General features: G+C 44.9%; 12 protein-coding genes. 6 read left to right on the top strand and 6 right to left on the bottom strand.

The annotated features are described in order from the left end of the window. Nucleotides 1-5 precede the first annotated feature (5 nt). The 4 genes from HUZ36_RS11655 to HUZ36_RS11640 all read left to right on the top strand — a co-directional run bounded on the left by HUZ36_RS11655 (nt 6) and on the right by HUZ36_RS11640 (nt 10,902). Nucleotides 6-3,116 (top strand): amino acid adenylation domain-containing protein, encoded by a 3,111-nt coding sequence (locus HUZ36_RS11655; protein WP_176032926.1) that lies wholly within the window; start codon nt 6-8, stop codon nt 3,114-3,116. Between the two features lie 250 nt (nt 3,117-3,366). Then, nucleotides 3,367-7,323 carry a non-ribosomal peptide synthetase gene (locus HUZ36_RS11650; RefSeq protein WP_176032925.1) on the top strand — a complete coding sequence of 1,319 codons (3,957 nt, stop codon included), beginning with the start codon at nt 3,367-3,369 and terminating at the stop codon, nt 7,321-7,323. A 60-nt stretch (nt 7,324-7,383) separates the two neighbouring features. Next, nucleotides 7,384-9,471 carry a TonB-dependent siderophore receptor gene (locus tag HUZ36_RS11645; RefSeq protein WP_241651550.1) on the top strand — a complete coding sequence of 696 codons (2,088 nt, stop codon included), beginning with the start codon at nt 7,384-7,386 and terminating at the stop codon, nt 9,469-9,471. A gap of 51 nt (nt 9,472-9,522) precedes the next feature. Further along, the gene (locus HUZ36_RS11640; protein ID WP_252095108.1) at nt 9,523-10,902 is read left to right on the top strand and encodes a PepSY-associated TM helix domain-containing protein; all 1,380 of its coding nucleotides are present in this window, start codon (nt 9,523-9,525) and stop codon (nt 10,900-10,902) included. On the opposite strand, the gene dhbA is transcribed toward HUZ36_RS11640, so the two are convergent. The 6 genes from dhbA to fhuF form a co-directional block, all read right to left on the bottom strand. After that, complete coding sequence (gene dhbA, locus HUZ36_RS11635; protein ID WP_176032924.1) at nt 10,877-11,641, bottom strand: 2,3-dihydro-2,3-dihydroxybenzoate dehydrogenase; 765 nt, start codon at nt 11,639-11,641, stop codon at nt 10,877-10,879. The two genes, HUZ36_RS11640 and dhbA, sit on opposite strands and share 26 nt — an antisense overlap. Beyond that, on the bottom strand, nt 11,631-12,935 hold the full coding sequence (locus HUZ36_RS11630) for a condensation domain-containing protein (protein ID WP_176032923.1): 1,305 nt from the start codon (nt 12,933-12,935) through the stop codon (nt 11,631-11,633). Before HUZ36_RS11630 ends, dhbA begins: the two co-directional genes overlap by 11 nt. After that, complete coding sequence (locus tag HUZ36_RS11625) at nt 12,935-13,801, bottom strand: isochorismatase family protein (RefSeq protein WP_128729779.1); 867 nt, start codon at nt 13,799-13,801, stop codon at nt 12,935-12,937. The genes HUZ36_RS11630 and HUZ36_RS11625 overlap by 1 nt, the downstream gene beginning before the upstream one ends. Before the next feature lie 9 nt (nt 13,802-13,810). Then, the gene (locus HUZ36_RS11620; RefSeq protein WP_176032922.1) at nt 13,811-15,427 is read right to left on the bottom strand and encodes a (2,3-dihydroxybenzoyl)adenylate synthase; all 1,617 of its coding nucleotides are present in this window, start codon (nt 15,425-15,427) and stop codon (nt 13,811-13,813) included. Continuing rightward, the gene (locus HUZ36_RS11615; RefSeq protein ID WP_176032921.1) at nt 15,414-16,628 is read right to left on the bottom strand and encodes an isochorismate synthase; all 1,215 of its coding nucleotides are present in this window, start codon (nt 16,626-16,628) and stop codon (nt 15,414-15,416) included. The genes HUZ36_RS11620 and HUZ36_RS11615 overlap by 14 nt, the downstream gene beginning before the upstream one ends. Nucleotides 16,629-16,707: 79 nt before the next feature. After that, nucleotides 16,708-17,466, bottom strand: coding sequence for a siderophore-iron reductase FhuF (gene fhuF, locus HUZ36_RS11610; RefSeq protein ID WP_176032920.1), 759 nt, complete (start codon nt 17,464-17,466; stop codon nt 16,708-16,710). A gap of 99 nt (nt 17,467-17,565) precedes the next feature. On the opposite strand from fhuF, the gene HUZ36_RS11605 reads away from it, so the two are divergent. Both HUZ36_RS11605 and HUZ36_RS11600 read left to right on the top strand, forming a co-directional pair. Then, a complete protein-coding gene (locus tag HUZ36_RS11605) occupies nt 17,566-19,200 on the top strand; it encodes a cyclic peptide export ABC transporter (protein WP_176032919.1) in 1,635 nt (544 codons plus the stop codon). Nucleotides 19,201-19,559: 359 nt separating this feature from the next. After that, nucleotides 19,560-20,240 carry a DNA-3-methyladenine glycosylase I gene (locus tag HUZ36_RS11600; protein ID WP_125251343.1) on the top strand — a complete coding sequence of 227 codons (681 nt, stop codon included), beginning with the start codon at nt 19,560-19,562 and terminating at the stop codon, nt 20,238-20,240. Nucleotides 20,241-20,243 lie beyond the last annotated feature (3 nt).

Here is a 20,243-nt window from a genome sequence, read left to right as displayed (position 1 = left end):
ATATCATGATCCAAGAATATATCTCTGCTTATCCACAAGGCCTGTCATTGAGTGAGCAGCAGCAATGTCTAGGTAATACACTGGAGCCATTGGCATATAATAGCGTGCTGGCGCGCATGTCAGAGCAACACAGCACAGAACATCTCCAAGCTAGACTTAATGAAATCATTGATGACAATATCATTTTGAGCTTTACGTTTAGCGAGGTGTCAGGTTTTCGTGGTTTAAGACAGGTACCTCACTTAAGTACCAAGCCCGTCATTGCCACCATGACGTTGGAAGCCGATGCCAGCATTAACTTAGCAACACTTGATAGCTTGCAACCTGTGTCTTTGAACCCTGCTGCGGGTCAAAATTTACAAGTGGTCAAAATTAGCCACCGGGATGAAGCATACCTGTTGGTGCGTACCCATGCGCTATGCGTTGATTTGGCTAGTACAGAGAAAATTGTACAGCGCTTGTTAGATCTTAATTTAGCTGTTGAAGAAAGTGTCCAATACCCTGATTTTCTCGCGTGGCTTGAAGAGCTGACTAGCAGCGAAGATTCACTTCAAGGTAAAGCTTATTGGCAGCAGTATATTAGCCAGCTTAATAATGCAAAAAATCACTTTGCATTACCGTATCACAAAGCGCCAGAGCAAGGGGCGTTACAAAACCTACAGTGCGTTGATGAAGCATTAGCTGAGTCTACGACAGAAGCGATCACAGCGCTTAGCGCACAATTAGAGGTAGATGCACAAAGCATATACTTATCATTATGGTGGTTATTACTAGCGCGTGTTTCAGGGCAAAGCTTTGTGACCAGTGTAGGTTATGATCCGCGCCAAATGAGCGAAGAGTTGGCTGATGCGCTTGGTGTGTATACGCAGGCATTACCGGTTCAAGTACCACAAGCTAAACAGCAGGTATTAGCAGAGTGGATTAATCAGTTTGCCTTTACCTTGTCTCAGCACATGGAGTGGGCGGAATGTTTTGAGCGCCCTGAAACGCTTGCCAATAGTAGTGTAGTTGCACACTTTGCATCAGAGGTAGTGAGTGCAGAAGCAACCGTCGCGATTGCCGATAACGCAGAATTATCCTTAACTATTGCCGATGACAGAGTGCGACTGCAATTTAATAGCTCAGCTTATTCACATCAAGCCGCAAGTATCTTGTTACAGCAATTTGTTCATTTATTGGCACAAGCCCCGCAATATTTGGCAATTGCCGTGGCTGATATTACCCTTGTTACTGCGCAAGAACAGCAGCGCTTTCTCGCGTTAAATGCAGATCAAGGGCTAACTGCTACCCACGTGCTGGCACAACTTGAATATTTTGCAGACGCTAAAAGTGAGCACATTGCATTGGTAGATGCTGCACACTCACTTAACTACAGCCAACTTACTGTTTTGGTCAATAAGACAGCGCAAGCTCTACAAGCCCATGGAGTAAAGCAAGGCTGTGTTGTGCTGTTATCGCTACCTCGCAGTTGGCAGCAAGTGGTCATGTTACTGGCGGTGATGCGTGCCGGTGCAGCATATTGCCCAATTGACCCAAGTTGGCCAGAGCCGCGCAAACAGCGTGTGATGGACGCGTCTGGTGCAATCCTTCATATAGATGAGCATAATGTTGAGCAGTGGCTACTAGAGGCGCAACAGCTAGAGTTAGACAGTAGTGTGCTACCTGAGTATCAGTTAGCAGACATCGCTTATGTATTGTTTACTTCTGGTTCCACGGGAGTGCCAAAAGGTGTGCCTATTGCACATCAACAACTTGCACAATATTGCGCTGCGTCTTCACACGCACTTGAGCTACAGCAAAACCAGCGCTTTGGTCTCACCTCTACCGTTGCCGCAGACATTGGTAATACTACGCTATTCAATGCTTTTTATAATGGTGCCACGCTTATTGTTGCCAGTGAGCAGCAAATGCTCGATGGCGACGCATTTGGTCGCTTTGTGGCTGAGCACGCGGTCGATTGCGTCAAGATAGTGCCTTCTCATTTACAAGCATTATTGGAAGTCATGCCAGCCAGTCTGCCAACTAAGCTGATCTTAGGTGGCGAGGCGGCCAAGCCTGCATTAATTCAAAAGGTACATAAGTTAGCGCCGCAAACACAGGTGTTTAACCACTATGGGCCGACAGAAGCCACTGTGGGTGTGATGTCACATTCATATGAAAACAACGCACGCTTTGATGCCGCAGTGCCAAGACTTAGCCAAGTCTTTTCTGGCTCACAAATCTTTATCTTAACTCCACAAGATGGCTTGTGTGCAACTGGTGAGCAAGGCGAATTATGTATTGCGGGTAAGCAATTGTCAGCAGGATATGTTAATGCTGATTCCAGCGGTGTTTTTGTCGATAACAGTCAATGGTCTGAGCGCCTTTACCGTACAGGTGACGTAGCTCGTTATTTACCTGATGGCTCTATTAGTTTATCTGGTCGTAAGGATGACCAAGTGCAGATCCGTGGCTTTAGAGTAGAGCCCAATGAAGTGGCACTGGCTATTACACAGCACTTAGACAACGTAGATTGTTTTGTGGCGGTACAACAGTATGGCAATGAAGCTGTTTTGGTTGCCTTCTTAACTCAGTATTTAGATAAACAAACCGTAGCAAATGAGCTGTTAACTGGAGAGGAAAACCTTACGTTACAGACGCAGTTACGCGATGTATTGCCAGATGCCATGGTGCCTGCTTTCTTTGTCAGTGTGACAGAGTTACCACTGCTTGCTAACGGTAAGGTAGATCGTCAAAGTTTGCCTAAAATTGCTGAGTTGACTTTATCTACTTATGTTGCGCCTAGCAGTCAATTAGAAACCTTACTTGCGTCCACGTTGGCGGATATTTTAGAAGTAGAGAGAGTAAGTTGTGATGCCAGTTTCTTCGATTTAGGTGGGCACTCTCTGTCTGCTATCAAGTTTGCTACACGCATAAAGAAATTACTCTTATTGAATATTGAACCTGGCGTTGTGTTTGATAACCCAAGCATTCAATCTTTGGCTCAAGCACTAAATAACTTAAGTGGTGATCCGTCTAGATTGGAGAAATTAGCATTGACGCAAATTAAGTTGGCGACACTGACGCCAGAACAGCAGGCGGCATTGCGCGAAAAAATGGGTCTGAAAGCCACATAGGTATCAGGGTAAGGGATAACCCAAGATAATTTTGAGACGATAATACCAATTATCTTAATTAAGAGGTCTATTTTGAGGCGAGAAAATCTTGTCGATTACTAGGCAAAAATTTTGCTATTTAGTTGTTCTAAATAAGAAATTTTTAACGCCGTTAGCGTCAGATTTACGCTTTCAAATTGAGCAAGTATTAAGTCTAATTGGTATAAAGTGGGAGCCTGAGGCTCCCACTTTTATTTGAATGGGTATGGGTATGTCAAATAATGAGTTAGCGGATGAACTGGTCGATGGTCTAGATTTGGACTTGTTGGCACAATTATGGAGTGAGCCCGAAGCACAAAGCGACACGACAACTATCGTCGCCACTGATCACAGCTCAGGTACGCTTTCGTTTCAGCAAAAGCGTTTGTGGCTACTTCAGCAAATTGATCCAACCAGTAACGCCTATGATGTATTACGTGCATATCGTGCGCCTGATGCGTTAGATTTGTTACAGCTCCAGTGCGCACTGGATGCACTCGTTGAATGTCATGATATTTTCCGCACTTATTATCAGTTTGACGGCACGGCAACTCAGGTGGTCGCGTCGCAGTGTCAGGTGCCATTAACCCTCATTGAAGTAGACACTGAGCTTGATGGTGATGCGCTTTTTGCACAGCAAGAGGTCAAAGCATGGTGTGATAAGCCATTTAATTTAAGCCAAGTGCCGCTACTAAAAGCTGCATGGGTGCGTACGGTTCAAGGCGGATATTTATTATTACGCAATCATCATATTGTGAGCGACGCATGGTCAAAAACTTTGATCTTAAAAGACTTGCTAGCAGCATATCAGGGACAATCACTGACGAAACCATCATGTCGTTACCTAGATTATGCGACGTGGCAAAGTGAGTACTTGCTTAATGAAGAGGCCAACAACATTTTAGATTATTGGCAAGGTTATGTGGGTGCAGCACCGCAGCCGATTGCGCTACCTATGGTGGAGCCAGAAACCGAACATCTTGCTCATGCGCTGACATTAAGTTGTCAGTTATCCCGTGTTCAAGTTCAGCAAGTTAACGCTTTTTGCCAGCGCCACGGAAATACTGCCGCAGCGTTATTTATGACGTTATTGCAAGCGACATTGAGCCGCTTTAGTAGTACCGCGCACTTTTTGATAGGCTCGCCTACCGCAGCTCGTAATCTGCCAGAGCTTGCTGATGTGGTTGGGTGTTTTATGAATACCCAGCTGTACAGAAATGAAGTACAAGATGGTGTCACTTTTCTTGATGCGATTGAGTGCAACCAACGACATACGCTGCGTTTAATTAATGAAGATCAAGTACCATTTGAATGGCTTGCGGAGCAATTAGAGTGGCCGGTGCAGGCTGATAGACATCCGTACTTTCAAGTCTTGTTCAACTATTTGCAAAGTGACCCGCAGCCAAGTAGCGACCAAACGATGGCGCTTATCCCCGTGAGTGTAGAAAACCACACTGCAAAGTTTGAATTATCGTTAGATGTTAGTGTGCAAGAGGGGGCTATTGAGCTTTATTTTGAAGCCGACAGCACGATGTATAGCCAAGCACTATTGCAACAATTGCAGCACTGCTATCTCGCTTTATTACACGCTGTGCTGCATGGGCCACAGCAAAGTATAAATAACGTACTTATCCATCAGCCCGATAGCGTATTTTGTGCGCCACAACAAGATAATGATGCTGTCACTATTATTGACCTTATTACTAAACAAGGCAGCCGCCAAGAGTCGTTGGCCATCGCGGATGATAGCGGTGCGCAGCTAAGCTACCAAAAGTTGCTTGAGCTAAGCGCTAACTTTGCCAACTTTCTAATTGCACAGGGAGTGCAAAGCGAAGATAGGATTGCCATTATCACTTCTCGTCAAGCTGACATGGTTATTGCGCTGCTTGGGTGTATGCAGGCGGGGGCGGTGTATGTTCCTATCGACCCGACCATGCCACAACAGCGCCAGCAATTAATTTTCAATTCAAGTGCCGCTGTGGCGATTGTGACGAATATCGACACTGTTCATAACCCCGGGAATTTACCGGTTTGGTCAATTGCTGCGGTGAACGAGCGGCAATATCCGCAGCCTCCGTTTATTGTTCGTATCAGGCCGCAGCAGCTGGCTTATATTCTATATACCTCTGGTTCAACTGGTCAGCCTAAAGGTGTTGCGATAAGTCATGGTAATTTAGTTAACTTCATTCTCGCCATGCAGTCTCAATTTTCACTCACACATGACTCAAAATGGTTAGCCTTGACTGCACTGGGGTTCGATATTTCTGGTTTAGAGCTTTATCTGCCTTTGGTCAGTGGGGCGCAGACTTATATTGCTAACTCGGTACTAGAACTACAAGCCACTGACTTAATCGGTATTACTCATATTCAAGCGACCCCTGCGGGGTGGCAGGCCTTATTGGCAAAAGAGTTGATTAGCGCTGCGGTTATTGGTCTGTGTGGCGGAGAGGCGCTGCCTCCAGCGTTGGCTCAATCATTACGAGATAAACAAGTCACGCTCTACAACATGTATGGCCCAACGGAGACCACAGTGTGGTCTTCTAGTCACCTTGTCACAGCACATATTCATCTTGGTCATCCTGTCCGAAATACACAGTTATATGTGTTAGATCAGCACTTAAACGCTTGTCCGCAGGGCGTATGTGGAGAGCTGTACATCGGTGGTTTAGGATTGGCACGGGGATACTTTGCACAACCTGCATTGACTGCACAGCGGTTTATCGCCAATCCATTTTCTGACACGGGTGAGCGACTCTATCGCACAGGTGACTTAGTTGAGGTAAACGCCCGTAATGAGCTGCATTTTCTCGGCCGTACAGATCACCAGATAAAAATTAGAGGGCACCGTATAGAAATCGGTGAGATTGAAAGTCAGTTGCTATGTATTGATGGTATAACCCAAGCTGTGGTGGTTGCTCACGATGCCGAGGGGAGCAAGCAGTTGATTGGTTATGTTTGCACCCAGCAGTTGCAAAGTGAAGACATAAAAACAGCGCTGAGTGCACTGGTGCCAAGTTATATGGTGCCAGAGCAACTTATTATACTGGATACTCTACCGCTTAATCACAGCGGTAAAGTGGATAGAAAAGCGCTGCCAGCACCTTCATTACAGCAGACGCAGGGCACATTACCTGTGGGTCATGTTGAGCAAGCATTAGCACGCGTCTGGCAACAGATTTTACAGCGTCAGCAAGTGTTTCGGGAGGATAATTTCTTTGCCCTTGGAGGCAACTCGATTCACGCGCTACGCATGGTGCATCAGTGGCATAAACTTGCCAGACCTGAACCTCTCGTTGCTCAGGCTATCTGGCAAGCGGATAACTTACGTGCCTTAGCTGAGCAAATGGTGGCCTCAAAACAAGCTTCTGTGAGTGATATTTTGCCTGAGTCAGTAGGGGGACGCGCACCCAGTGATTTATTAATATGTCTTCACGATGGCCGTGGATTTACCATATCATATCGCCCCTTGGCAATGGCGATGCCTGAACAGGTGAGGTGTGTCGGGATCACCCCTGACACTGAGTTATCATCTAGCGATAATTTTAAGACGCTGGCATCTCGTTATGCTCAACAGCTTGGAGACTTGAGCGGCTATGAAAATATTCATGTGTTAGGCTGGTCGTTAGGTGGTGCCTTGGCATTACAGTTGGTCGAAGCGCTCGCATTACATAAATATCAGGTAGCTAACGTCTTCCTCATTGATAGCTGGGATCCCTTTGAACCTGCGAATCAAAGATCGGAGAGTTGGCGTGATTATATTTTAACGCGACTTTCTGAAAGCGTCGCCGCTCCCGAGCGCTTTACTGATTTTGCGCAAGCGGTAAGAGCGTTTCCATGGTCGGACGGTGATTCTAGTGCGTCAAGAGGTGAGGATATTTCGCGTTTTGTGACAGCGCATTTAGCACTGCTGGAAAAGAATATTGCTGCCATGCCAGTGTCAGAAATTATCCAGACCTTAGAGCAAACTTACTTATTGCGCTGCGCAGGTCGACACGAAGTGGAATATCACACATTAGATACGCCTACCTATTATGCGGTGTGGAGCACAGAGCGCGATGAAGTGCTGACTAACGTGTTCAACCAGCGCTTTGGCATTGAGCATATTGAGTATGTGAATGCCAATCACATGGAGATTATTTCTCATGGGAGTGTCATAGAAACTGTACAAAAAGTGATAAAATTAAAATAAGCATAGATTGTAAGTGATAATTGTTTTCGTTACCATTGCAGGTAATAAGAAAAGGAGATTATGACGATGCAATCAGTAGGTAAGCGATTACTGATATTAGCCAGTATTGTTCCGCTATCCAGTTGGGCAGCAGAGCAATCACTGGCAAGTGAAGATATAGAGGTAATAGAAGTGCTTGGACGAGATTCGGAAAAGCATTTTGCTACGTATACGTATTCCGCAACTAAGACTGCTGCTGATATTTTAGATTTACCGCAATCCATTAGTGCAGTGACCAAAGAGTTAATTCAGCAACAGGGATTGATGCGCCTGAATGATGTAACGCCTTTTGTTAGCGGTGCCAGTGAGTTTTCGGTATACAACGATATTACTATTCGCGGTTTTCGCAGCCAAGATGATCGTCGCCTCAATGGTATGCGCACGTACAATGACTTTTGGTCACAAACAGCCATCGCGCATGTCGAACGGGTAGAAGTGATAAAAGGCCCAGCCTCTGCAATTTTCGGTGATGCCAGCCCCGGTGGTGTCATTAATACGGTAACCAAAAAACCGCTCGCAACCAGTCGCCATGAGCTAAGTGCTCGTATCGGGAGTTATCAAGAGAAGTATGTGGCGCTTGATACCACTGGTGCTGCGAATCAATCTGAGTCAATATTATATCGCTTAAATGTTGGTTACGAAGATTCAGAATCTTTCAGAAATCAAGCGTTTAACAAGGGCTTGTTGGTCTCTCCAAGCGTTACTTTTCTTGCCAGTGATACCCTGAAGCTAAACTTGGAGTTTGTCTATTCAGACAGTGAGGGGATTTTAGAACGAGGCCAGCCCAATATTCGTGGCAGTCAACAGTTGGGCGCGGTGCCAATCGAAGTCTCGGCCACCCAGCCTGGGGACCATTTAGATACTGAAAGTTTGATTAGTAGCCTTGCCGTTGATTATCGTTTTAGCGACTCATGGTGGCTAGCTGTACAGTATATGCACCAAGATAGTGACCAAGACTTAATCGAGCATGGTATTGGAAACTATGTTGATGGCTCTGACTCTGTGGTGAATCTGCGTTACATTGATCGTAACTCTGAAGCAGAGTCGGACTCGTTCTCCAGTTATCTAAATGGTAATTTCTATACTGGAAACATCGAACATAATGTTGTCATTGGTTATGACTATATTGACAGGTTTAGAGAATCTAGTCAGCGTGTGGCCAATAATGCAATACAGTTCGATATTCTAAACCCGGTTTACCAGCGTCGCGACACGGCCAGTTATAATGCAACTCAGCGCCCTGTGTTTGGGGGTAACCTACAAAGCGAAGGGATTTATATACAAGACCGCATCGTGCTTGGACAATGGTCGCTATTAGCCAGTTTACGTGAAGAGCGCTTTGACCTTGATAATACGGGTGGTGGTAGCTCAAAAGACAGCCAGTTACTGCCAAGGCTTGGCACTGTATACAAACTGTCCGATACGCAGAGCGTTTATGCCAGCTGGATGCAAGGGTTTGAGCCACCTCCACTGTATTCAAATAACCCTGAGCAAGGTGGACCATTTAAACCACAAGATAGCGAATTATACGAAGCCGGTTTTAAGGCACGTTTATTCAATGATAACTTACAAATAACAACAGCAATTTATCAAATTACTCGTGAAAATGTTGTGCTATATGATGCTGAAGCATCCGCTAAAATTGATTTCGCTCGCTACATGTATCGTCAGCGTGGTGCTGAGCGGGCGAGAGGATTTGAGTTTGATCTCAACGGTCAATTGAGCGAACAGTTCTCAATTATTGCTAACTATGCTTACAACTCAGCAAAAGTAACCAAAGATCTGAATGACAGTGAGATTGGGAAACGTAAAGAAGGTGCTGCTAAGCATATGGCGACAATTTGGTCGCGGTATCAATTTAATGATAATTGGTCTGTAGGTATTGGCGCCAACTACGTCGGTGAGCGTCCGACATCATCAGAAGGACTATTGCTGCCAAGCTATGTGCTGTATAACGCGGGTATTTATTATCAAGCGGATGACTGGAAAGCATCACTGGTAGTAGATAACCTATTTGACAAAGTACATTGGACCGGCGGTTACAGCTATAGCCAGCTATTCCCAGGTGATCCGCGTAGCGCGAGCTTAGCGATTAACTATCGATTCTAAACAAGGAGAGTGAAGTACGCGCTGTTGCGACTTCCTTTTTAGGTGAAAAAAATGACAGCAAAACAATGGTTCAGTTGGCATAGTTTAAGCGGCGTTTGGTTTGGCTTACTATTATTCGTGATCTGTTGGACAGGGGCATTTGCTACCATTTCTTATGAGTTAGATTGGCTATTTGATGATACGGTCCGTGCGCCAGAGAGCAGTCCTCAAGTGAGCTTGGCGAGTGCATATGAAAAGGTGCAAGAGACTTATCCGGACGCGCGAATCGGGATTGCTTTTGCAGGTGCCGAGGCACATTTTGCGCACGACTTTGTGGTGCGCTTACCCGACAACCCATGGCAACATATTTATGTTGATCCCTATACCGGGAATATTCAAGGAGAAACGAGCTTTTTGAATATTCAACGGTTTTTCCGAGACTTTCATATGCACTTCTTTGGTGTGTTCGATAGTATCGTTTCTTACTATTTGGTTTTGGTGTTTGCAATTCCGATCACCATATCAACACTGACGGCACTGTACCTTTATCGAGGATGGTGGCGTAAATTTTTTACATTAAAACTCAGTGGAGACACTCGCGCGAAAGTCGCCAGTACCCATAAATTGGCTGGAGTATGGAGTCTATGGTTGGCTGTGGTCATTGCCGTGACCAGCATGTGGTATTTATTTGAGTTTGTTAGGATGGACTTAGCTGATGGCAAAACGGCATATACTGATGTTGGGCAGTTCGCTGTAAATCCATTGCCTGAGTTGGCAGCACAAGATAAGCCTCAACTATCAGTGGTGACACTCGCAGCTAAAGTTAAAGAAGCGCGACCAGACTTAGATATTAGAGCCATCCGCTATTCTGGCGGTTACTTTTATGCGGAAGGCCAGGCTAATGATGTATTGGTCAGAGACCGCGCTAACAAGGTTTATGTCAACCCATACACAGGTGAGATAGTCTATAGCCAAACTGCATCTAGCCAAGGGTTATATTGGCGATTATCTGACACTGCGGATCCCTTACATTTTGGTAATTTTGCAGGGGTTTGGGTAAAAATACTGTGGTGTATATTTGGCTTAGCGCTGTCATTTTTAGTGCTTAGCGGAACCTATATGTATGTTAAACGTCAGTTGAAACTGCGTCGCAAAGAAGATCTTCGCGGTGTGAAGGTGTCTCTGGGGTTAAGCGGTGCACTGCTGTTGTGCATTGGATATTATGCCTACCACACACTGATGGGGTATGGCATTGCTGGCCAGTTCCCGGTATTGCCATTGGGCTCTAAACTATTTTTGGTTGTATGGACATTATTAACGTGCGCCATTATCGCTATCTGGATAAAAGCGTTGCTGAATCTATGTCGCGAAGCAACGCTTGTGAATAAGTCTGAGGCTAAGCCTAAAGCAAAGTCCCAGGCGAAGCCTAAAGTGTCGCACCACCATCTATAGTGAGCACTTGCAAGGTAGTATGCGAACTCAGTGATGAAGCAAAAAATAACACTGAATTGGCAATTTCTTCTGGTGTCGCCAGTTTTTGCAGTGGGATCCCAAGCTTGTATTGGCTTGCAAAACCCTGAATAACTTGGTCGGCACCTGAATCATCTAACCACATACCGGTTTGCATCGGGGTTAATGTTGACCCCGGTGCGATAACATTGGCACGTATGCCATAAGGGGCTAATTCTAACCCCGCGGTTAGGGTCAATTGTGTTGCAGCAGATTTAGAGGCACAGTAGGCGGCCATACTTTGACGTGGTGTATGACTGGCATTTGAGCTAACCGTTACAATACTGCCGAGACCTTGCTGTTTGAAGTGACTTGCACAGGTTTTTAGAAACACAAACACGGCTCCTGCGTTAACGTGTTGACAGTGCTGCCATTGCTCTAATGAGTGCGACTCTAATTCACCTAACTCAAGTACCCCTGCGACATTAAGTAAATTATGAGGGGCAAGACCCTGCTGGATAAGCTCAGTCAATGTAGCTTGTAGTGTTGTTAAGTCTTCGAGATCGCACTGTACTGCTTTAAACAGGTTATGAGTACGGGGAAATTGTTTATCAAAACCAACAACGCGCGCGCCAAGTTGAATGAATTTTTCCGCAATACTTTGACCTATCCCTTGGCCTGCACCTGTGATCCAAACCACCTTATTGCGATACTCCTGTTGCAGCAGACTATCAAACCCCATGTTCTAACTCCTGTGTAATCGCGTTACAAGATAAAGCCGGTGTGCGTGTCCAGCGACTCGCGGTTGAGACGATGGCCTGTGCAATTGCACTAATTTGCTGTGATGAATATCTGGCATGGTTGTAATCAATATCAAACTGCGCTGGCTCATCACCATTTAGGTAGATTTGGATCATCAGGTCATCAGTGGTACCTGCACTGAGAATGTGACTACGCGTTGTTACCTCGCCATAACGAGGATGACTGGTAAACGGTAGAATGTTAATTGTCGGGCCGCTTATCTCAATGGATTTACCTTGTTGTTTACGGTCGCGCTTTAAGTGCTCTACGCGGTAGCACTGTAAGGACTTAAGGCGCTTAATTTGTTTATTGATGTGCTTTGCAACATGCTTTAGCCCATCCGCCGACGGCAAAGTCAATGGTAATGGCAGAACATTGCTTTGTACCGTCGGACAGGAGAACTCAATAGCACAGTGGCGATTCATCATCACAAGCCCTAAGGTGACTTCAAAGGTACTGTGCTTGGCGGCTAACACGGCTGCAATGACGCTCAGTAAAATTTCACTTGGGGCGGCATCCACATAATTTGCGGCAGATTGTAACGTTTGCCATTGGGGGCGTGTTAACCCGAAGTGATAACGTTGATTAGGTGCTGTGATCGCGGCTTCACTATGACTAAAACTTTGCGCCGGTGGGTGTTGATCCAGCCACTGGTTTAAAGACGCTTTAGCCTCGGATAGACGTTGTTGGTATTTGTCGCTGGTGTGTAAATCAAGTAGCTGTTGTTGCGTGGTAAATTGGCAATGAGGCATAGGTTTACCCGCGTTTAATGCGTTATAACAGCGAGTTAAAGCTTGATGAAATAGCCCAAAGCCATAGCCATCTAGCACGATGTGATGGCCAACAATAAAACAATAATCTTGGCTTGGCGTACGTACTAATTTAAATTGCATTAAGCAGTCAGTAGCCAAATCAAACGATTTGCCGAGCGTTGTGGCAACCTGCTGAGACATAAACTCTGCGACTGAGACAATATCATGGTCAAGATATTCAATGTTCAATGAGGGCTGAATATTTCCCACAATAATGCTGGGGGTAAAGTTGTCATCATGAATAAAGTGACTACGTAATAACTCTGTTTGCTCAAATACATGATGCAGCGCGGCTTTAAACAGCGCGGCATCGATTTTACCGTGAAACTCTAAACACTCGGCAACATTAAACAAATTACCTTGGCCACTGATGGTATGCAGTAGCCACATGGCATGCTGAGAGTCAGTTAATGGCAACGCCATTATTCAGCCATCCGTGTTTCTAACAGCTCCACCCAAGCGGCAAGCGTTGGTACTTGTGCAAGCTCGATGAAATTAGTCTCAATACCTTGTTGCTGCCACAAAGAAATTAAATTCATGACTTGTACAGAGTCTAAGCCGTAATCAATGAGGCTTTCATGTTCATCAAACTCATCAGGTTCACAATCAATTAATGGCAAAATAAACGCTTTTAATCCGTCTAGAGTGGTCAAGTCTGTACTGGCTTCACCAATAAGCTCTGCGGTGGTAAGCACTTTACCTGCACGTTGACTGATGATGTGAAGTGCCATCATATGTTCATCTTTGGTGAAATCTGCGATTGCATCTGCGACAACAAAGGGTTGGATATCTCGCATAAACGCATCTATTGCTGTGGTCATTACACCGATATGACCATAAATACCGACAATCAATAGTTGATCACGCTGCTGAGCTTGCAGTTGGCTTTCAAAATCACATTTTTGAAATGCGCTATACCGCCACTTGGTCAGTACCGTGTCTTTTTCTGTGGGGGCAAGTGCATCAACGATAGGTTGCTGGCTGGGATCTTGTAGTCCAGCTCCCCACATATCAAGTAGTAAGCCGCGCTCATTACGACCTTGTTTAATTGGCTGAGCGGTGTAGTAGACTGGAATATCATGCTCATAACAATACGCTTTTATACGTTGAATATTTTCTATCATGGCGGTGACTAATGGGTTGTCTTGGCCATAAAAAGAAACAAAATAATGCTGGACATCATGGATCAATAACGCTGCACGGTGTGGCTCTAGCTGCCACTCTACGCGATTTGGTGCAAGCTCAGCGGCGCGCGGCAGAGCATAGTGATTTAATTTAGGTATACTCATGTTACTTCTCTAAAATTGTGGGGTAGGTTGCTGAACTTCGGTTTCGTTACGAAGCTGTTTTTTATCGACTTTGCCAACAGGCGTTAACGGTAAGTTGTCTATAAACTTAAACTTATCTGGCACTTTGTAGTCAGCGATACCCTGCTCGCGCAGGTATTTTCGAAGTGCAAGTGCTTTAACTGGTATACCAGTAAGAAAAGCAAAACTTTTTTCACCTAACGTTGCATCTGGCATAGCTACAATCGCGGCTTGTTGAATATTTGGATGCCCGAGTAAAAGGTTCTCGACTTCTTCTGCTGCGATCTTTTCACCACCACGATTGATTTGGTCTTTCACTCGACCGGTGACGATGAGGTGGCCAGATGGTAAACGTTTTACTAAGTCTCCGGAGCTATAAAAACCATGCTCATCAAAGGCACTTTGATTATGTTCAGGTGAGCGATAGTAACCGCGAATTGTATAAGGCCCTCTTGTTAAGAGTCGCCCTTCTTCACCATCTGGTACTAAGTTACCTTGCTCATCGACGACTTTGATTTCATCGTCTTCACTGATTGGTCGACCTTGTGTATGAAGGATATGCCAAAGATCATCATCATAGCGGGTATAGTTAACCAACCCTTCAGCCATGCCAAATACTTGTTGTAGCTGGCAGCCAAGTAGTGGCTTAACTTGCTCTGCAATGGTCAGGCTTAATTTAGCGCCACCCACTTGAATTACCACGAGGCTTTGTAAGTTATGTGCGCTTTTTGGTGCGTGCTGTAACCACAGTTGTAAGGCTGGAGGAACTAAAGCCGTATGGGTAACTTGGTATCTTTCTATTAACTGGAAGCAACTGCTTGGGCTGGGATCGTTTGCCATCACAACAGTGCCGCCTGCGGCAAAAACCCCAAGTGCGCCAGGGGAGCTTAGTGGAAAGTTATGAGGCGCAGGGAGGGCGCATAAATAAACATGTTGCTCTGTTAATTCGCAAATATCTTTGCTGGCGACCACAGAGTACAAATAGTCATTGTGGGTTCGCGGAATAAGTTTAGGTGTTCCTGTACTGCCGCCCGAAAGTTGGAAGAACGCCACGTGTTCAGGGTTTAAATCAGGGGCAATAAATGCGCGGGGCTGAAGGTAGGCCTGTTTTAATAGGCTATTACCTTTGGGGTGATCCACCAACGTCGTGCGAATACTTGGGTACTGTTGTTGTAATGTTTGAATAAAAGCGTCATCACGATACAGCTCATGCGCTGAAGAGACAATCAGTACTGTTGGTTCAAGTTGCTCGCAGTAACTGTTAATTTCTGTCTGTTTATGGCTAAACAGCGCACATACGGGGGCTGCGCCTAACTTTAGCAAAGCAAATAAGCTAATATAAAATTCAACTTGGTTTGCCAGTTGAATAAGCGCAGTATCTCCTTGCTGGATCCCTTGAGCGGCAAGGTAAGCAGCCAAGTGATCGCTATACGCTTCAAGCTCTTGATACGTCAAACTACGGTGAGCATCAATAACGGCTGGTTTATCGCCATGTTGTGCGAGCTGATCGCTGATGACTGAAGTTAGCGGGCGGTCTTGCCAATAACCTTTTTCACGATAGCGCTTTGCTAGCTCAGGGGGCCAAGGGGTAAAATCAATTTGCTTCATGGAGTTTATTTCTCATTGCGTAGTATGTTTGCTTTATTTCGAGTGCATTCAACATGGTATTGAGTTTTGCCTCTGTTTCTAACCACTCCGAGCGGGGATCAGAAGCCGCCACTATGCCTGCGCCAGCAAAGAGTGTCGCAGTGTGTTTATATAGCTGCGCACAACGTATTACCACTACCCATTCACCGTTACCCTGCTTATCAAACCAGCCAATTATTCCTGAGAATAAGCCTCTGCTATGTTGTTCTAGTTCCGCTATTTTTGGATAGGCAACAGAGGTCGGCTTACCGCATAGCGCAGGGGTGGGGTGCAGTTGGTTGGCAATCATCAAGCTGTGAGTTTCAGGGTGTTGTAAGGCACCAGAGATCACAGTGGATAAATGCCACATGGTGGCTGTACTTAATAATTCAGGCTGGGCAGGGATATTTAGTTTACTGCAAAATGGACTAAGTACTTGCTGGATGTCTTCAATGACCACAGCATGCTCATATCTATCCTTTTTCGATGCAAATAATACGCTGCGTCGATGGGCTTCTTCCTTTGGGCACGGATCTCGTGGAATAGACCCAGCTAATGGGTTGGTGGTTAACGCTTCAGCTTGCTTTTTGAGTAACAGCTCAGGGCTTACTCCCATTAATGTCGCGCCATCTATCGTCGGGAATGAAAAGTGATACCCTGACTGACTTTGCTGTAATAAATTACGTAGCACCAAGTGGTGATTTATTGGCTGATCGAAATCCAGCTGTGTTTGCTTACTGAGTACAATTTTGTCTAGCTGCTCGCTATCGAATAATTGCTTCGCTTGGACAACCGCTTGCTCAAATTGCGCCTGCGATTGAATGTCTGTAATTGCTGATAGGTGGTTCTTTTGCCCATGAACAGGAGCCAATTCAGCATCAAACCAAGCGTTAAACGCGGCTTTATCCCAGCGCGATACCTTTTCCGGAATGATGACTTGTGCCTGTTCTGTTTTGCAAAACGGCAGTGCTGCAAATGCGATGGTGTCATCAGGCAGGTCACGCATGTTAGCGGTAATGTTGGCAACCAGTTGTGCGGTATCGTTGATCGGTAGCGTAATGCGTTTGCGCACGCCTTGACTGACTAGGCAGTGCGTTCCTGTGGTAAAGAGGCAGTTTTTCTCTGGGTTAAACTGCGCGGCTTTTGCATATTGTTCGAGCTGAATAACTTGACTGAAGTCCATGAGCACACCTCGCTGACAAAGCAGCAGTGAAAACGAATTAATTGACATCAAGACGAAGGTAAACAATAAAGATTTAGATTTATATGTCGTTAGTTGCCATCATTGTTTTATACAGAGCTCGCTGTTGTTGGCGTGCATCGGCATGATGTGGTTGTTTGGGGCAGTCACGGCAAAGCTTGCTATTACTTACCTTGTGTAAAAAGCAACAGGATGCTCTTAATTGATAAGAGCCATGTGTATCACTAAGCTCGATTCGAGGCGCGTAAAATGGGTTACGCAGTTGTCCTAAGAATTTTGACTGGGTGAGGGTCTCAAAGTCTTCCTGCGTCTCTGTGCGCCTGCCAGTATAATGAAGGATTGTGGGGAAAAACTGCCTTAGTCTAAAAGCGCAATTGCTCCATAAAACAGGTTCAGGCACACCAAAGTGCTGTACTAAGAAACGATGTAAGGGCACCAAGTGCTCAAAGATGAAGCTGTCGTATTTTTCCAAGGTAGGCTGCGAAGCCATAGCGGTGCCTTGGTGTGGTAATTGTAGCTGCCAATGATTGGTGTCTATGCTTACCTGCTCAGTTGCAAAAGGCAGTTTACGATTTAACACACTGTGTACAAACAGCACCGAAGGCATGATCTGTAAGGTGTAGTGCATATGCCATACCGAAGCTTGTGCTCTTTTACCTTTCACTCCTTTGGCAGCACTGAATTGCGCAATCGCCTCGCTAAGTGTCACCACGCGCTCAAGTTGTTGAGATAGTGGCGTTTGCGTTTCGCTGATTAATGAAACGCCGCGTGCGTATTGTTCAAGTGCTGGTGACAAGTAAGGTTTGAGAATAGGTAACATGATTTAGGCTATCGGGTTTTTAATATATGACGCGATCCAAGTGAATTTTTTTAGTTCAAAGTCGTCCTGTAAGGGATTTGATCATCCTTGGGAGAAATCGTGTTAGTTTTTCTGATAAAAAAGACTTGGCAGCGCTTTGTTGCGACAGCGCTTAGCAGTATTATTTTTGGCATTATCAGTGTTTCATTGGTGGCACTGATCAACGAAATTATTAATGCTAATGGTGAACGCCAAACTGAGTATTTTATGGTGTTTGCTGCGCTTGCCTTGGCGGGTGTTGTGGTACAACTTATTTCCAAGTTGGTCGCTGAGCAGCTCAGTGAGCATAGTCAGGCTGAATTGCGAAAGTTAGTTGCAGATAAAACCATAGAAGCGAAAATCAGCAATATAGAAGCGCAAGGAGACGCAAAGATCAAATCTTGCTTAACTGAGCATAGCCTCAAGGTTGCAGGGTTTTTTATGAGTATGCCAGGGATTTTAACAAATGCCATGATAGTCTTGGGTGCTTTTGTATACATGGCGTGGCTAGATTGGGTTATCTTTCTTTTTGCGCTGCTCACCTTAGTACTTGGCTCGGTGAGTTATAGCTTTGCAAACAATATAGCCTTCAAGAAAATTGCTAATGCAGCGGCGATGCAGGATGGCCTTTTCCATCAGTTTGATGCCATAACAGACGGCATTAAAGAGCTTAAACTTAATCGCAGTAAGCGCGCATTTTTTAAACAAGAAGTCCTCCATCCAGCCATTGATGCCTTGCGTAAAGAACGTATCGAAGGGGTATCGATATTACATATGGCATCATCGTGGGGTGGCTTTTTAATTTTTACTTTCATTGGTGGCGCACTTTTCTTCCTTTCACAGCAAACCGGTGAAGAGAGTCAGCGTATTATGTCGGGCTTTGCATTATTGTTTTTGTATATGCTTACGCCTCTTGAAACCTTACTTGCCAACATACCCAGAGCATTTGCTGCGCAAGCCTCTGCTAACACCATTAAGACACTAAGTGATGAGCTGGTCAATGAGGATGAGAGTCGAGTACCAGCACTTGCAAGTTTTGAACGCATTCAATTACAGTCGCTATGTCATCGCTACTATCATGAGCAAAGTGACGATATATTTTCATTGCAGCCGATTGATATTGGGTTTAAAAAGGGTGAGTTGATTTACCTAGTTGGTGGTAACGGCAGTGGCAAGACTACTTTTGCTAAAGTACTGTGCGGCCTATATGAAGCTGATGAGGGGCAGATCAAAGTAGATAATCAAGCGATCACATGCACTGATTTAGATGGCTATCGGCAGTTATTTAGCACCGTGTTTGGTGACTATTACCTATTTGATCGCCTGTTAAACGTGCCATGTGAACAATTGGAGCAAAAAGGTAACGCGCTAATTCGTAAGCTGAATCTACATCATAAGGTAAGTATCGAGGCTGGCCGTTTTACCACGCAGCGTCTTTCTCAGGGTCAGCGCAAGCGCCTTGCACTAGTCGTTGCTTATTTAGAGGATCGACCATTTTACTTATTTGATGAATGGGCTGCTGATCAAGACCCTGTTTTCAAAGATGTATTTTACCGAGAGTTGTTGCCAGAGCTGAGAGACAAAGGAAAAACAGTACTAGTCATCACTCATGATGATAAATACTTTGCTTTGGCAGATAGATTACTCAAGATGGAAAATGGCTGTTTAACAGAGGTAACACAATCACCTGTTACACCATTACCAACGCTCGCTTAATACCAATTTGACTTAATACTTACTCAATTTGAAGGAGTAAATCTGACGCTAACAGCGTTAAAAATTTCTCATTTAGAACAACTAAATAGCAAAATTTTTGCCTTGCCTACACGGATGTAGGTACCTTGGCGATAGCAGGACGCGTTAGCGGGGTTATCGACAAGATTTTCTCGCCTCAAAATAGACCACTTAATTAAGCAAATTGGTATAACTTTCCTATTCCCTTAACTTTAATTGGCCGTTGCGATCTCCAACGGTCAATTATCAACATATCTTGTTGCTATTTGTAGAAAACCTCTGACATCAATATTTCAGATCAGTTACCCTGTAATAACTATCCAGTAAATTCAGTAGCGAGCATGAACGTATTCGACAACATTTATCAAAGAGCTGCTCAGCGCAAAGGTTCGGAAGCGGCACTTGTAGCAAAATTAAGTAAACCATTAAGTCCAGAAAGCCTACGTGCGCTCAGTGATGACCAGTGGCTGGAGGAATTTACCCGTAAAGTATTTCAAAGTGGCTTTTATTGGTCTGTCGTTGACAACAAGTGGGAAGGATTTAGAGAGGTTTTTTGGCAGTTCTCCGTCGACAAGTTACTGATGATGTCACCAGAAATGTATGAACAGCGTAGTCAAGATGAACGTATCATTCGTAATGCCAAAAAAGTGAAAAGTATCGCTGATAATTGTCATATGATTTTTGAAGTACAGCAGCAGTATGGCCGCTTTAGTGAGTTTGTTGCTAGCTGGCCTGAAGATAATATTGTTGGATTATGGTTGTATCTGAAAAAACATGGTGCGCGTTTGGGTGGTAATACAGGTCCTTACGCACTGAGAGTTTTGGGAAAAGACACCTTTTTGTTGAGTAAAGATGTAGAAACGGTACTGCGCGCAGAAGCTATTATTGATGGTGGGCTACAAAGCCAAAAGTCATTATTAGCAGCACAACAATTTTTCAATGAAATGCGTCAGTATAGTGGTTTCAGTCTACAAGAATTAAGCCAAATCGTAGCGATGAGCGTAGGTGAAAACGTTCGCTAGTGA

It is taken from the genome of Pseudoalteromonas sp. McH1-7, from assembly GCF_013366255.1.
GTDB classification, from domain to species: domain Bacteria; phylum Pseudomonadota; class Gammaproteobacteria; order Enterobacterales; family Alteromonadaceae; genus Pseudoalteromonas; species Pseudoalteromonas peptidolytica.
This window is presented reverse-complemented; position numbering and strand designations above follow the sequence as displayed.

Excerpts from the sequence above, each read along its gene's own strand:
- HUZ36_RS11615 (WP_176032921.1), bottom strand. The coding sequence starts at position 16,628 with ATGGACTTCAGTCAAGTTATTCAGCTCGAACAATATGCAAAAGCCGCG.
- HUZ36_RS11650 (WP_176032925.1), top strand. The coding sequence starts at position 3,367 with ATGTCAAATAATGAGTTAGCGGATGAACTGGTCGATGGTCTAGATTTG.
- HUZ36_RS11620 (WP_176032922.1), bottom strand. The coding sequence starts at position 15,427 with ATGAAGCAAATTGATTTTACCCCTTGGCCCCCTGAGCTAGCAAAGCGC.
- dhbA (WP_176032924.1), bottom strand. The coding sequence starts at position 11,641 with ATGGGGTTTGATAGTCTGCTGCAACAGGAGTATCGCAATAAGGTGGTT.
- HUZ36_RS11600 (WP_125251343.1), top strand. The coding sequence starts at position 19,560 with ATGAACGTATTCGACAACATTTATCAAAGAGCTGCTCAGCGCAAAGGT.
- HUZ36_RS11630 (WP_176032923.1), bottom strand. The coding sequence starts at position 12,935 with ATGGCGTTGCCATTAACTGACTCTCAGCATGCCATGTGGCTACTGCAT.
- HUZ36_RS11645 (WP_241651550.1), top strand. The coding sequence starts at position 7,384 with ATGACGATGCAATCAGTAGGTAAGCGATTACTGATATTAGCCAGTATT.
- HUZ36_RS11640 (WP_252095108.1), top strand. The coding sequence starts at position 9,523 with ATGACAGCAAAACAATGGTTCAGTTGGCATAGTTTAAGCGGCGTTTGG.
- fhuF (WP_176032920.1), bottom strand. The coding sequence starts at position 17,466 with ATGTTACCTATTCTCAAACCTTACTTGTCACCAGCACTTGAACAATAC.
- HUZ36_RS11655 (WP_176032926.1), top strand. The coding sequence starts at position 6 with ATGATCCAAGAATATATCTCTGCTTATCCACAAGGCCTGTCATTGAGT.
- HUZ36_RS11625 (WP_128729779.1), bottom strand. The coding sequence starts at position 13,801 with ATGAGTATACCTAAATTAAATCACTATGCTCTGCCGCGCGCCGCTGAG.